Below are 13,571 nucleotides of genomic sequence, written 5' to 3' on the forward strand. Positions count from 1 at the left end.
GTCCTGGACGGGATCTCCCGCCCATCCCACAAGAACCATAAAAATGGTAAGTTATTTAATTCTCATTCCTTAGCTGCGTAAATTCCAGAAGAGAACCCGCAGAATTTTAAGTGCAGACTTGAGCGGAAAGTTGAGATTTTTGAGGGCGCGAGTTGGCAGTTAAGCGATTTCAGCCGGGTCTTCAACAGCCTTTTGCACAAGTCGAGAACAATTAAAAAATGTAGATTTACAGCCCGCGCTTGGTACTATGTACTCTGGCAGTTAAAACCAAATAATTCAAATCGACATGAGCCAGAATTCAGACCGCATTGCCCCTCACGGCGGCATCCTGGTCAACCGCATTGCCACACTAGACCAAAGACAAGAATTTTTCTCTAAAGCAGAAGTCTTGCCGCGAGTTCAGCTTTCGGACCGATCGATCTCCGACCTGCAAATGATCGCCATCGGCGCCCTGAGTCCCCTCAAAGGGTTCATGAACGAAGCTGATTATCGATCGGTCGTCAAAGAAATGCGCCTCTCCAACGGCATTCCGTGGTCGGTTCCCATCACCCTATCGGTAACAGAAGAAGTCGCTGCCCCCCTGAAACCAGGAACTTTAGTGCGTCTCGACTCGCCCGCGGGCGAGTTTGCAGGCATCTTGGAACTTGCAGAAAAATATCACTACAGCAAAGAACAAGAAGCCCTCAACGTCTACCGCACCGACGACCTCAAACACCCCGGCGTCCAAGTAGTAGACCAAGCCGGGCCGGTCAACCTCGCAGGCGACGTTTGGCTGCTAGAACGCGAACTAGACGCCCGTTTCCCCCAATACCAAATTGACCCGGCGAAATCGAGAATGCTGTTCTCCGAAAAAGGATGGAAAACTATAGTCGGTTTCCAAACCAGAAACCCCATTCACCGTGCCCACGAATACATCCAAAAATGCGCCTTAGAAACAGTAGACGGCTTGTTTCTGCACCCGCTAGTCGGGACAACTAAAGATGACGACATCCCCGCTGACGTGCGGATGCGCTGCTACGAAATTCTGCTAGAAAAATACTATCCAAAAGAACGGGTAATTTTGGCAATTAATCCGGCGGCGATGCGCTACGCCGGGCCGCGAGAAGCAATTTTTCATGCTTTAATCCGCAAAAACTACGGATGCACTCACTTTATTGTAGGGCGCGATCATGCTGGAGTTGGCGATTATTACGGGACTTACGATGCCCAACATATTTTTGACGAATTTGAACCTTCTGAATTGGGAATTGTGCCGATGAAATTCGAGCACGCTTTCTATTGCAAGCTGACGGAACAAATGGCTACAACTAAAACAAGTCCCAGCACTCCCGAACAGCGGGTGCATTTGTCGGGAACCAAGGTGCGGGAAATGCTGCGCGCTGGAAAATTGCCACCGCCGCAGTTTTCTCGTCCGGAAGTAGCAGCAGAATTAGCCAAGGCTATGAATATTTTTAGTTACGAGATTTAAGTCTTGAACTTTGGTATTGGTGGCATTTGGAAAAGTTGTTAATTTTGGGTTTTGAGTTTGAAATCTGAAAGTTTAAGCTTAAAACTCAAATTTATCAACTTAAAACTTAAGAATGATCTGAATAATTAACAGTCACAATCTACAAAAATTAGGCAAAAAGTGGTTTTATAGGCTAATTATAGTAGTAAAGTGCGGCGCGCATCGCCGGCGATACAAGCCGCACTATACAAAATTAGCCAGAAAGTGGTTGAAGAAGCTACTTGTACGGCTCTAGAGGTGGGGTGCAAACCTGCAATATCAAAGGTTCTGCCTCAGCCCGGAGCGCGTTAAATCCCCAAAAAATATTCAGGGGAATTTAAGTTAAAATTCATAACAGAAAATTCACAGCTATTTAAAAAATGGGACTGAAGCGGCGGGAATTTTTACAGCAAGCTGGCCGGATGCTGGCCGCGCTCGGCATTAGCGAGACCGTGTGGTTGCGGTTGGGCGATCGCTACCTCCAAGCGCTCGCCCAGCCGACAGGGCGTAAATTGGCTTTGTTGGTGGGCGTCGATCAATATCCCGACTCGCCTCTGTACGGCTGCGTGACGGATGTGGAATTACAGCGGGAATTGCTGATCTATCGGTTTGGGTTTGCACCGTCGGATATTCTGACTTTGACTGATGCTCTAGCTACTAGGGAAAATATCGAGACGGCTTTTGCAACTCACTTGCATGAACAAGCAAAACCAGGTGATACCGTGGTTTTTCACTTTAGCGGCTGCGGTAGTCAAGTCGGCGCGATCGACTCTCCCGGCAAAAGGCAAAATAGTTTGGTGCCGGTGGATGATGTTGTGCCGCTGTTAGCAAACCGAGTGGTGAACGATATTTTAGAGGAAACGCTGCTGCTGTTGGTGCGATCGCTCGCGACAGAAAACGCGATCGCCATCCTCGACACCAGCTACACCTATCCAGGTTTTCACAAAAACGGCAACTTTCGCATTCGCTCCCGCCCCCGCCACACCATCGGGCAGCCAAGCCTCAGAGAATTAACATTTGCCGAAGACCTCAAGTCCAGCTCAAATCTCCGTCCGGCGGCGGTCTTACTTGCTGCTGCTGCCAATTCGCACCTTGCCGCCGAACAAGAGTGGAACGGATTTACCGCTGGTTTGTTTACCTACGCCCTCACCAAAACTCTGTGGTTGGCAACTCCCGCTAGCAGTTTGAGCGTTAGTTTCAGTCGCGCCGCGGGTACTGTCGAGGAAATGGCGGGGTTGTCGCAACAACCGCAAATTCGCCGTGACAATTTAAAGGTACCGCCAGGGGTTAATTTTTCAAGTTTAATGTTGAATTCCGCTGCTGCTGATGGCGCTGTGACGGCGGTGGAAGATAGCGGCAAAACTGTGCAGTTGTGGCTGGGCGGTTTGTCGCCGGGAGTTTTGGAGTGTTGCGACGGTTCTGTGTTTGCGGTGGATGGCTCCCGGGGCGATCGGCTTTTGCTGCGGACACGCACGGGTTTGTCTGCCAAAGCTCAAATTTTAGACGGGATCGATCGTACAAATCGGCAATTAACCGGCGGCGAACTCGTGAGGGAAGAAATTCGGGTACTGCCGCGAAACATCAGTTTGACAGTAGCTTTGGACTCGGGTTTGGAACGCATCGAGCGGGTGGACGCTACCAGTGCCTTTGCCGCTGTCACCCACATTTCGCCCGTAGGGAGCGAGCAACCGGCTGACTTTCGGTTCGGCCGAGTCCCGGAAACAACTTTAGCCGAAACTTTTTCGGATCGGACTGTTGTGTCGGGGCGGCGCTACGGCTTGTTTTCTGTCGCCCAAACCCCCGTTCCCGACACCGAGGGCGACGGTGGAGAAGCGGTGAAGGTGGCGGTGCAGCGGTTGGCTCCGCAGTTGAAAGGGTTGCTGGCGGCGAAGTTGCTGCGGCTGACCCTCAACGAGGGGTCGTCGCGGCTAAAGGTGCGGGCGGCGCTGACAACTCTCGCGCCACAAGCCCGAGTGATGGTGCAGCGCTCGCCGATACGAGGCGATCGCACTTATCGCTTGGAGCCCCTGAGCGCCGACAGCGAGAAATCAGCAAATGTAGACATACTAAGTGTGAACAAGGGCAATCGAATTGCGTACAGAATGTATAACGAAAGCGAACGCCCGGTTTATGCTGCAGTGTTTTCTTCCGATCGAGCCGGACGGCTGCTGGCTATGAATTATCAGAGTGAAAATGATGCTGCCGGTGGGATGTCGCGGGCGATCGCCCCTGGGGAGAATTTGAGCGTCCCGGCTGCTGGGGCTTTCGGATGGGAGGTATCGGGACCGATCGGACTGGCCGAAACTTTAATTATATTTAGTGAGAACCCCTTCGCTCGAACTCTGGCAGTGCTCGAAGAAGGAATGCCGACAGTCAGGAATGCCTCACCAATCCGAGTGCTGTTGAATCCTCTAAGTGTAGCGCAGGCCGTCCTCGAAGATTTGCACGCTGCTAGCATTCCGAGCGTGCAGAAGGTGGGGATATCCACTGACAATTTGGCCTTGGATGTGAATGTTTGGGCGAGTTTGAGTTTTGTCTATCGGGTCGTTTAATGGTGAAATTAGAAATGTTTTTTACGGGAACATCTGCGCGCCAGTTGTCAGATCAAATCCGGTTGTATCAGAATGATAACTAATAGGTGGTAAGGTCGAATGAACCGCGAAGAAGCCAAGAGCGCTAAGTCAGAGCAATCAGAAGATGTACGTCTTTCTTACTCTACCCTTCACCGAACTCCTGCAGGGAACGGGAACGTCTTCCCCGAACGCGCTACAAGCGTCTTCGCGGTTCGATCGTTCCGATGTTACCGGATTTGATATCAGAGTGCGGATGCACCGAAAATCAAATGCTCCCGATCGGATTTTCGGTGCATCCGCACCCTACAAATACTGATTGCGAGCATCTGATTTTCGCAATTACTCTGGGCCACGATAAACTTTTTCCACCAGTTTAGCCAAGTGTTTCATCGCAGTTTCAATCTCATCATTTGTCGCAGTCAAACTAATTCGCAAACACTCGTGCTTGTGCTGCCAATCTTCGCGCAAACCTGGGAAGAAAGAACTTCCTGGCACGACAATTACGCCGACTTCTTTCAATTTTTGATACAGTTCCCAATCTGTCATTGGCAAATCTTTCAGCCACAACCACGCAAAAATCGCTCCTTCGCCCCGATGCAAGAACCACGGCAAATCCTTCGGCATCGCTTGTTCTAGGGTGGTTTCTACGATCGCAAATTTGCTTTGATAGTACGGGCGAATTATGTTCAGGGAAATGTCTGCAAGAGCGCCAGACGAAATGGCCAGAGTTGCGATCGCCTGTCCGTATCTCGGCGAATGAATGCACATATTGGTCTGAAAAGATTCTAATATTTGAATAATCTTTTGATCGCCGATCGCAATTCCGATTCTTTCTCCCGGCAATCCCGCTTTTGACAAACTCATGCAATGCACAATATTGCCTCCGAAAATCGGCGTCATCTCGGTAAAATTCAAGGAGGGGAAGGGAGGGCCGTAGGCGGAATCGACGAACACCGGCACGTCGAAAACAGCCGCTAAATCTGCTATTTTCTGAACTTCGTCGTCGCCCAGGACGTTGCCGGTGGGGTTGCAGGGACGGGAAAAGATGACGCAGCCAGTGGTTTGGTCGATCGACAGTTGGCTGAAATCCGGGCGGTATTTGAACCTGTGGGCGGCTGCATCAATATCGAGGGTGGGTTTGCAGGCGACTACTGCTTCGGGAATCAAGCTAACGCCGCCGTAACCCGTGTAGTCTGGGCTCAGCGGTAAAACAATATTTTTAAGCTGTTTGCTGGTAGTGTAGCCGCCGAAAGCGTTGGCTGCGTAGAAGTAAATTGATTGACTTCCCGGAGTAATTAGGATATTGCGATCGGTCAAATTCATCCCGTAACGCTGGTTAAAATCGGTCAATACTGCATCGATAAACGGCTGATAACCTTGGCTAGAACCGTAGCGGCAAACCACTTCGCCGTATTCCGGGCCCGCCAAAAGTTGGGCCGTGCAATCGCGCCACAATTCCTCGACTTCCGGCAAAATCACCGGATTTCCCGCGCTCAAATTGATAAACTCCTGCCCGCTGCCGGCTTTGAGAGTTTCAATAATGTCTTTCATAATTGCCCGAACTCCCGTGAGGTGGGACATCTGAGCGCCAAACTGAGTAAGGGCAGGGTTCATAGTATATGCAGCGATAATGATAGAAGTTTACCGTTTACCCATGATAACTCCAGTCGCAGGCGATCGCGCGGCCCGTCTGGGTTATGGGTTGTCGATCGACATGATAGGCAAATTCAATAAACTCGATCGTCGCACAGCATTTTGTTTTTTCCTCTGTGCGCGCGAGAACACCCGATTCAGGTTATTTGTGGACTTCTGTCGGGCGATCGATCGAACAGTGTTTTTTTGCCTGAAAAATCGCGATCGGGGCAGTACGATCGCGATTTTTCAATTTTGGTGAAATTTCTCCCCCACACGCCACATGAATTGCCGATAATTGACGGCCGCCTTTGAGACAATTTAAAATTAGCAGCTTACTGCTATAATAGTTGCATATTTAATTTAGCCTCACAAAGTGGACTTGTTGATAGCTCATTTTCAAGATTCACAGTTGGCTAACAGCGGTGCATTTTATTATCAATTCAACTAAAGCCAATATAGCGGGTAACCTCACCCTTTGAGTGGCGTTACATAAAAAGATCGCAAATCCCAATCCAAATTAAGAGCCGTAAAATTCTACACAGCAATGACCTACTTTCCACTTACAGAATACGAGCAACTTACCGATCCTAAAGCCAAAGCAGTCTACGAAGAAATATTGACAGAACTGGGGTTTGGTATCGTCCCCAACTTATTCAAGTCAATGGCAATCAACCCTGACATATTAGAAGCAAATTGGCAAAAATTCCGCGGAACAATCCTGCAAGGAGACTTGCCCCGCACCCTTAAAGAAATGATCGGCATCGCTATTTCCCAATCAAATAATAGCGAGTACGCTCTCCAAGTTCACCTGCACGGATTGTCAGCCTTGGGCATGAGCGAAGAAGTCCTGCGAACCCTAGTTTCTGACTTTGCCAACTGCCCTTTGCCAAAACGCGATAAAGCCGTAATTGCCTTTGGCTTGCTGGCTGCTACAAAACCCCTGGAAATGACAGAAGCTCATTACCAAAACCTCCGGAATTTAGGGCTAGATGATTCCGAAATCTTTGAGATTATTGCCACAGCCGATTTATTTAGCTTCGTCAACCGATATACCGATGCCATTGCCCTCGAAATAGATGCTTTGTAATCTATAGCGGTTCTCAGTAACATGAGGTACTCTTCTGCGAGCGATAATAGGGAATAGGGAATAGGGAATAGGGAATATAGCCTTTCGAGCGTAACATGAGCTGCTCTCGCGACCCGCTCCGGCCCGCGCCGGGCATACCTCACTTATTTGAGAACCGCTATAGCAGGATTGGTAATAGCTAATAGGTAATAGCAGGATCAGTAATTTGAGTGAGGGTTAGCTACCAGCGAGGAGATTTCTGCCCTCCGCGGAGCCCATTCCAATTCCCGATTCCCAATTCCCGATTCCCAATTCCCAATTCCCAATTCCCAATTCCCCATCAAGGGAGTGTACCTCCAGAAACCTCAGACTCGGCTATATATATCACAGCCATACTATGGGCGATCGCTTAGAAGATCAAGACCGAGAACAACTTTTGTTTACAGCCCGCCGTTTGTTAGCAGAAGCTCAAGCGCTTTCCATCCGCATTGCCGCAGTCAACGAAATTGCCACTGCCATTAACCGCACCCTCGATCTCAACGAGATTTTGCGGGTAATAGGCAAGCAAGCCAAATGGCTGTTAGACTTTGAACACTGTAGCGTTTGCCTGTACAGCACTAACACTTGCACGACTTTATTTGGCCAGCATATCCCCATAGATATTACAGCCATACCAGACAGCGGCCCGATTAGCAAGGCCTTCAAAACACGTCAACCTCAATTAATTCAAGAAGCGGGTGCTACTGCTATTTTATCCCCCTACGCTTCGCAAATTATTATTCCTTTGGAAAGCGAAGGTAAGGTTTTAGGAACAATTAATTTTGCCACAACTAAGCCGGGAGCTTACACTCAAGAAGACTTGCGGATTGGCTATCTTTTGGCTTTGCAACTATCCTCAGCCATCCGCAACGCTGAACGCTTTAAAGAGATCAACAAGCTGTATTCCGAACTCGATGCCGAAAAGCACAAATCCGACCAGCTACTTTTGAATGTTCTCCCAGTTGAAATTGCCGAAGAACTCAAAAATAACGGCAAAGTCGAACCAGTTCATTATGATTGCGTATCGGTTCTGTTTACTGACTTTCAAGGCTTTACTCAGTTATCCGAAAACATGACACCGCGAGAGTTAGTTGACGAACTTGACTATTGCTTTTCTTATTTCGATCGCGTGATGGATAAATACTCTATGGAAAAATTGAAGACTATTGGCGACAGCTATATGTGTGCGGCTGGAATCCCTACGCCTAGGGCAACGCACGCCTTTGACGCTGTACTTGCAGCTCTAGAAATTCAACAGTTCATGGAGCTGCGAAAAGCCCAGAAAGCTGAGCAAAAAATTCCTTATTGGGAGATCCGGATCGGTATTCATTCAGGCCCCATACTTGCTGGGGTAATTGGCAATAAGAAGTTTGCCTATGATGTCTGGGGAGATACAGTTAATACTGCATCCCGGATGGAATCTTCGGGCCTGCCTGGAAACATCAATATTTCGGCTGCAACGTTTGAATTAGTTAAAGATTTTTGCGAATGTGAATATCGAGGAAAAATTCCTGCTAAAAATAAAGGAGAACTGGATATGTATTTGGTTCGCAATCTTAAATAAATTTGGCAAAGGGGAATGACTAACCGAACCCTTAGAGCGTTGACAGTAGCATCGGTATTTTTTAATCCTTGGAACGGTGCGCGAGTGTAAATAGTCTTGCAGTCTGGATTTAAAGATTTCTCGATCAAGCGCGCGCTTTACAGATGCCATAAATCCGATGCTGCTCAGGAAAGCGGTATTGCACCGCAGTGTACCCTGGTTATATTAAAATTATCGAGTTGTAGATTTTATTTCTTAACTTCCATGCGTATTTGGCAAGCAGATTTTTACCGTCGCCCCCTCCAAGACGAGGCGGGTAAACCATTATGGGAACTCTTAATTTGCGACGGCGCACAAAGTTTTCAATTTAGCGCTTTTTGCCGTCAGGGGGCTGCTAATTCTAATTGGCTAGCCGCGCAGTTGCAGCAGCAAGCTCAAACTCAGAATTTGCCCGATTTGATTCAAGTATTTAGACCTCAGTCTCTGAGTTTAATCGAAGCTGCGGGCAAAGTTTTGGGTATCAAAGTAGAAGCGACTCGACGCACTGCGGCTCTGAAATTGCTGCTACAAAAACGGGCAAAAGAATATTTGAGTATGCCTAATTATACAGCCGAAACTTACAGCCCGATCGCCCTTGAGACTCCGCCGCCAGTGCCCTTACCCGAAAACCTTTGGGGCGATGGCTGGCGTTTTGCTTCCCTACCCGCAGGCGACATTGAAGAGGCTTTCCAAGGGCGTGCCCTGCCAATATTGGAAATGCCCGAATTGCTGCTACCGCTGACTTTGGGCTTAGCCTCAACAGTACCGGTGCCTGGAGTTGTGATTGACGGCGGGCGACAGTCGATGCGGCTGGCTAGATGGCTTGAGGATGCCAAACCTTTTGCTTTGAATTATATTGCGGGTGCTCCCGATGGATTGATTTTGGAAGCTGGCTTAGCGGATAGGTGGGTGGTGGCTACTTTTGAAGATAGGGAGGTGAAGGCGGCGGCCCAAATTTACCAACAGCGCCAGCAATCAAGTAAAGGATTGCATTTTTTATTAGTGCAGCCGGATGACAGCGGTATCACTTATACAGGATTTTGGTTGTTAAAGTTCGATCGTTAAGATTTAAATAATATTATTTCTGATGTCGGTCGATCGCCCACAAACAATAAAGTGCTGCCCGAACATAGTTCCAGCAGATACAGACTCAAGCACAAATTATTAGAACAACCTCTTAAGCTGTTGTGTATTTAAACTGTATCTCAAAAAACATTAAAACAATGAGTGGGGTGGGCTGTGCCGCCCCCCTCAACATACAATGTTTATTTGTCCGACAGCTTAATCTAGTAAGAGATAGTGCCGTAAAGTTATTCCACAACCAGAATCAATCCGTTTTGGATGCCCTCACACAATCGGTTAATGTGAAAATGATCCTTTTGGTCAAGCCCGTTGAGGACTGCTGACTTAAGCAGTTGTCTGTCAAGGGGGGTAATTTGGCGGAAGGCAAAGATGCGCTGGGCAACCGCCTCCACAGAGATTTTGGGAATGCTAGCAGAACTGACTGTCATAGTCTCAACACCCTGAAAATAGATAACAGAACTCTCTAGTGTGATTCTTCAAGATTTCGTCAACTTATATTGTAATTGAAATCACATTTTTTATTTCACAAGATAGTGTAAGCCTGATAAGTGTTGTCATGAAATGTTTAACGATATTTACGCCAACTTAACGGTGTTCTAATAGAATCAATGTTGTGAAACTCACCTAGAGGGTAAAAATGGCACAAGCAAAGATCGGAATTATCGGTGGCAGCGGTTTGTATAAAATGGCAGCCCTCAAGGATGTAGAAGAGGTGAAAATTGATACACCTTTTGGAGGGCCGTCGGATGCCGCAATTGTGGGAACATTGGACGGTACGCCCGTTGCGTTTCTGGCAAGACACGGCCGCAACCACACTTTTTTGCCCTCAGAAGTGCCGTATCGGGCAAATATTTATGCAATGAAGAGTTTGGGAGTTGAGTATTTAATCTCGGCGTCGGCGGTTGGTTCTCTGAAAGCAGAGGCAAAACCTTTGGATATGGTAGTGCCGGATCAGTTTATCGATCGTACAAAAAATCGAGCTTCTACTTTTTTCGGAGAAGGAATAGTCGGTCACATCACATTCGGCGAGCCGATTTGTGGCGAATTGGCTAAAGTGTTGGTAAGCGCGATCGAATCCTTGAACATCCCCGACGTTACCCTGCATCGAGGAGGCACCTACGTCTGCATGGAAGGCCCCGCATTTTCCACAAAAGCAGAATCAAATCTTTACCGCAGTTGGGGGGCGACAGTCATCGGGATGACAAATTTGCCCGAAGCAAAATTAGCCAGAGAAGCAGAGATTGCTTACGCAACTTTAGCATTAGTCACCGATTACGACTGCTGGCACGAAGATCACGACAGCGTAACCGTAGAAATGGTAATCGCTAACTTGCACCGCAATGCGGAAAATGCCCAAAAAGTTATTCAAGAAACAGTCCGTAGACTAACAGAAAATCCCCCCGTTTCTGATGCACATTCTGCTTTGAAATATGCAATTCTGACTCCGCTGGACAAAGTTCCGGCCGCAACTAAGGAAAAAATGGGTTTGCTGTTGCAGAAATATTTGTAAGTTCCTAAAATTTCTACAAAACCGGATTTCTCGCTACCTTACAAAGTCTGGGTGTACGCTAATCTCAGAAACCGGGTTTCTTCCCTTATTTTTCGTACTTCACTGAAAATATTGGTAGAAACCCGGTTTCTCGCTACTTACAAAGTCTGGGTGTACGCTAATCTCAGAAACCGGGTTTCTTCCCTTATTGTTCGTACTTCACTGAAAATATTCGTAGAAACCCGGTTTCTCAATACCCACGCCGATTCCCAATTAACCGATCAACTGCTTGAATGCGTCGTATTCGCGAATCTGCTCCAAGTCAGCTTCAGTTTTTGCTAACTCTTTGCACAAATTAGGATTGAGATTGAGGGCTCGTTTTAAATTTTCAATTGCTAATTCAATTTGACCTTGCAGCGCATAACATCGGGCTTTATTGTACCAAATTCTGTAGAAGTCAGGTCGGATTTTAGCAGCATTATTGTAGGAATCGATCGCCGCTTCGTATTTTTGTAATTTGGAGAGTGCAACGCCTCGATTGTTCCAAGCGTCTGTATAATCATTTTTTATTTGTAGGGCTTGATTGTAAGAAATTACTGCTTGTTCGTACTCTTGCATTTTGGAAAAAGCAACGCCTCGGTTGTTCCAAGCGTCGGCGTAATCGGGTTTGGCTTGGATGGCTTGTTCGTAACAGCCGATCGCCTCCTGGTACTTCTGCAACTCCAACAATACCACGCCTCGGTTGTTCCAAGCGTCGGGATACTGCGGGCGAATTGTCGTAGCTTGTTCGTAGGAGGCGATCGCCTCTGGATACCGCTGCATTCGAGTCAGCACTACTCCCCGGTTGTTCCAGGTATCGGCTAAATCCGGCTGAATTTGCAGGGCGAGATTGTAAGCTGCGATCGCATCTTCGTAGCGGTTTTCAAAGAAACAAGAATCTCCCTGTTTGGCATAGTCGCCCGCCGTCAATAACTGTTGGTAATTGCCGTAGTTAACCGGAGCAAATTCTTGAATTTGGGCATCGGGTAATAACAAGTCTGTTTCTACATCCGCCTGGTGACTTTGGTGTTGAATTTCGCCTAAGATACCTTCAGCTTCGGAAATTAATAGTTTTAATTGAGAAATTGTATCGTAATGGAGACTTTCGATTTCTTGGCGAGCACTTGTTGTCTGCTGGGACAATTTATTGTACAGAAACCAAACAGCGACTCCGGCTGCTGTCGGAAACAAAGTTAAGGCAATTACCAGTCCGTTTAGTAGTGTCGCCGTGCGCCCGAAAGCAATGTCAACTTCTTCTTGAACTCGATCGCGAATTTCTTCTTTAATTTGCTGTTGGGGCAATTCCTGCTGAACCAACAGTGCTGCTGTCCTCGGTTGTGAGGCAGAAACGCTGCTGGCGCAGACTAGAATAGTCCAAAGGGCGATCGGGCTAATAATTGTTCTAAAAATACTTGACAAACGCATTGCCTTAGTGATGTACACCTGATTTGCGATTTTCATATGTCAAGAGATGCTGGTAAGGATAATCTCAGACTAGCCCATTTGTTCAAAAACTATTAAATATAGGATATCTGTTGTGCAGTCCCCTCCAATTAAGTGCCTGACGCAGGAATTGCTAGACGAAGTTGCAGCTTCCTCTCGCAGCAGCCCCCGCGGGCGACAAAACTACAATTTCCACGATCTTTCAGAAAAGGTGCAGCGGTTTGTCAATGTGCTGCAACTGGGTACTTACGTGCGCCCTCACCGACACCTGCGCCCCCCTGCTGTTAACGGTTTTGAGTTTTTTGCGGTGATTCAAGGAGAAGTCGGTATTCTGATTTTGAACGAAAACGGTCAAATCCTGCGATCGTTGCGAGTCGGCGCTGCTGGACCGACTCGCGCTGTGGAACTTCCCGAGGGCACTATTCACACGTTAGTAGCTTTGGCTGCGGATACTGTGATTTTGGAGTTTAAGGAGGGGCCTTACGACGCTGCTGCGGATAAAGACTTTTTGCCCGGTTTTCCGGCTGAGGGAAGTGTGGGGGCGCGGGAATTAGTCCGGCTTTGGGAAGCGGAATTTAAGAGTTGACTGCTAACTGTTAACGGCTCTCCTGAGTTTGTGGTGATAAACAAACCGCATATCCTTACTCCAAGGGCATCACAGAATCGCGAACAGTTGTGTTTGATACCGTATCCACCATAAACCCAGGAGAGCCCTGTTAACTGTTGACTGTTGGCTGTTAACTGTTAGCTGTTGACAAATAACAAATAACAACTAACAAATAACAACTAACAACTAACAACTAACAACTAACACCTAACACCTAACAACTAACAACTAACAACTAATGAATCTAATTGTTGTCATCCGATTGTATAAGTCTGGGGCGGTGCGAACGATTTTTCTAAGAAGTTCGTCTGTTACCCAAAAGATGATGGGAAAGGAAAATTTTTTGCTGAAATCGCTGCATACTAGGTTGGTGGAAACCAGGAGTCGATCGATCGACTCCACTGATTCCAAACCGAGGATCATTAAAGCTGGAGGCGGTTCGCCGTCTATTTCTGCTGCGATTGTCGTGTAGAGAGTGGTCGCCGATTTTGGCAACAGCATTTGCTGCGGTTTGTGGACGCAATTTGCT

12 protein-coding genes and 1 pseudogene are annotated in these 13,571 nt (G+C 47.6%); 9 read left to right on the plus strand and 4 right to left on the minus strand.

The features are described 5' to 3' along the window. Nucleotides 1–286: 286 nt before the first annotated feature. The 3 genes from sat to IQ270_RS22125 all read left to right on the plus strand — a co-directional run bounded on the left by sat (nucleotide 287) and on the right by IQ270_RS22125 (nucleotide 4,375). Complete coding sequence (sat, locus tag IQ270_RS22115; protein ID WP_193975356.1) at nucleotides 287–1,468, plus strand: sulfate adenylyltransferase; 1,182 nt, start codon at nucleotides 287–289, stop codon at nucleotides 1,466–1,468. Nucleotides 1,469–1,866: 398 nt separating this feature from the next. Then, entirely contained in the window at nucleotides 1,867–4,038 is a 2,172-nt protein-coding gene (locus tag IQ270_RS22120; RefSeq protein WP_193975357.1) for a caspase family protein, read from the plus strand. Between the two features lie 145 nt (nucleotides 4,039–4,183). Continuing rightward, nucleotides 4,184–4,375, plus strand: a complete 192-nt coding sequence (locus IQ270_RS22125) for a hypothetical protein (protein WP_193975358.1) — start codon at nucleotides 4,184–4,186, stop codon at nucleotides 4,373–4,375. Between the two features lie 23 nt (nucleotides 4,376–4,398). Here IQ270_RS22125 and IQ270_RS22130 read toward each other — a convergent pair whose 3' ends face one another. After that, nucleotides 4,399–5,673: a valine--pyruvate transaminase gene (locus tag IQ270_RS22130; RefSeq protein ID WP_193975359.1), complete on the minus strand. Its 1,275-nt coding sequence runs from the start codon at nucleotides 5,671–5,673 to the stop codon at nucleotides 4,399–4,401. Between the two features lie 40 nt (nucleotides 5,674–5,713). Between IQ270_RS22130 and IQ270_RS22135 the strand changes: the two genes are divergently transcribed. The 4 genes from IQ270_RS22135 to IQ270_RS22150 all read left to right on the plus strand — a co-directional run bounded on the left by IQ270_RS22135 (nucleotide 5,714) and on the right by IQ270_RS22150 (nucleotide 9,446). Continuing rightward, complete coding sequence (locus tag IQ270_RS22135) at nucleotides 5,714–5,953, plus strand: hypothetical protein (protein WP_193975360.1); 240 nt, start codon at nucleotides 5,714–5,716, stop codon at nucleotides 5,951–5,953. Between the two features lie 285 nt (nucleotides 5,954–6,238). Next, nucleotides 6,239–6,781: a carboxymuconolactone decarboxylase family protein gene (locus tag IQ270_RS22140; RefSeq protein ID WP_193975361.1), complete on the plus strand. Its 543-nt coding sequence runs from the start codon at nucleotides 6,239–6,241 to the stop codon at nucleotides 6,779–6,781. Between the two features lie 376 nt (nucleotides 6,782–7,157). Continuing rightward, nucleotides 7,158–8,363, plus strand: coding sequence for an adenylate/guanylate cyclase domain-containing protein (locus IQ270_RS22145; protein WP_193975362.1), 1,206 nt, complete (start codon nucleotides 7,158–7,160; stop codon nucleotides 8,361–8,363). Between the two features lie 243 nt (nucleotides 8,364–8,606). After that, nucleotides 8,607–9,446: a Tab2/Atab2 family RNA-binding protein gene (locus tag IQ270_RS22150; protein ID WP_193975363.1), complete on the plus strand. Its 840-nt coding sequence runs from the start codon at nucleotides 8,607–8,609 to the stop codon at nucleotides 9,444–9,446. 245 nt (nucleotides 9,447–9,691) lie between these two features. On the opposite strand, the gene IQ270_RS22155 is transcribed toward IQ270_RS22150, so the two are convergent. After that, complete coding sequence (locus IQ270_RS22155; RefSeq protein ID WP_193975364.1) at nucleotides 9,692–9,892, minus strand: hypothetical protein; 201 nt, start codon at nucleotides 9,890–9,892, stop codon at nucleotides 9,692–9,694. A gap of 209 nt (nucleotides 9,893–10,101) precedes the next feature. Between IQ270_RS22155 and IQ270_RS22160 the strand changes: the two genes are divergently transcribed. After that, the gene (locus IQ270_RS22160; RefSeq protein WP_193975365.1) at nucleotides 10,102–10,974 is read left to right on the plus strand and encodes an S-methyl-5'-thioadenosine phosphorylase; all 873 of its coding nucleotides are present in this window, start codon (nucleotides 10,102–10,104) and stop codon (nucleotides 10,972–10,974) included. A gap of 252 nt (nucleotides 10,975–11,226) precedes the next feature. Here IQ270_RS22160 and IQ270_RS22165 read toward each other — a convergent pair whose 3' ends face one another. Then, entirely contained in the window at nucleotides 11,227–12,453 is a 1,227-nt protein-coding gene (locus IQ270_RS22165; protein WP_193975366.1) for a tetratricopeptide repeat protein, read from the minus strand. A gap of 76 nt (nucleotides 12,454–12,529) precedes the next feature. Between IQ270_RS22165 and IQ270_RS22170 the strand changes: the two genes are divergently transcribed. Then, complete coding sequence (locus tag IQ270_RS22170) at nucleotides 12,530–13,021, plus strand: WbuC family cupin fold metalloprotein (protein ID WP_193975367.1); 492 nt, start codon at nucleotides 12,530–12,532, stop codon at nucleotides 13,019–13,021. Between the two features lie 249 nt (nucleotides 13,022–13,270). Here the strand turns inward: IQ270_RS22170 and IQ270_RS22175 are convergent. Next, nucleotides 13,271–13,571: pseudogene (locus tag IQ270_RS22175) on the minus strand (hypothetical protein); the annotation flags it as partial.

It is taken from the genome of Microcoleus sp. LEGE 07076 (assembly GCF_015207455.1).
Taxonomy (GTDB): domain Bacteria; phylum Cyanobacteriota; class Cyanobacteriia; order Cyanobacteriales; family Microcoleaceae; genus Microcoleus.

What these genes read in the sequence shown, in the direction of transcription:
- sat (WP_193975356.1), top strand. Translation starts at nt 287, where the DNA reads ATGAGCCAGAATTCAGACCGCATTGCCCCTCACGGCGGCATCCTGGTC.
- IQ270_RS22120 (WP_193975357.1), top strand. Translation starts at nt 1,867, where the DNA reads ATGGGACTGAAGCGGCGGGAATTTTTACAGCAAGCTGGCCGGATGCTG.
- IQ270_RS22125 (WP_193975358.1), top strand. Translation starts at nt 4,184, where the DNA reads ATGTACGTCTTTCTTACTCTACCCTTCACCGAACTCCTGCAGGGAACG.
- IQ270_RS22130 (WP_193975359.1), bottom strand. Translation starts at nt 5,673, where the DNA reads ATGAACCCTGCCCTTACTCAGTTTGGCGCTCAGATGTCCCACCTCACG.
- IQ270_RS22135 (WP_193975360.1), top strand. Translation starts at nt 5,714, where the DNA reads ATGATAACTCCAGTCGCAGGCGATCGCGCGGCCCGTCTGGGTTATGGG.
- IQ270_RS22140 (WP_193975361.1), top strand. Translation starts at nt 6,239, where the DNA reads ATGACCTACTTTCCACTTACAGAATACGAGCAACTTACCGATCCTAAA.
- IQ270_RS22145 (WP_193975362.1), top strand. Translation starts at nt 7,158, where the DNA reads ATGGGCGATCGCTTAGAAGATCAAGACCGAGAACAACTTTTGTTTACA.
- IQ270_RS22150 (WP_193975363.1), top strand. Translation starts at nt 8,607, where the DNA reads ATGCGTATTTGGCAAGCAGATTTTTACCGTCGCCCCCTCCAAGACGAG.
- IQ270_RS22155 (WP_193975364.1), bottom strand. Translation starts at nt 9,892, where the DNA reads ATGACAGTCAGTTCTGCTAGCATTCCCAAAATCTCTGTGGAGGCGGTT.
- IQ270_RS22160 (WP_193975365.1), top strand. Translation starts at nt 10,102, where the DNA reads ATGGCACAAGCAAAGATCGGAATTATCGGTGGCAGCGGTTTGTATAAA.
- IQ270_RS22165 (WP_193975366.1), bottom strand. Translation starts at nt 12,453, where the DNA reads ATGAAAATCGCAAATCAGGTGTACATCACTAAGGCAATGCGTTTGTCA.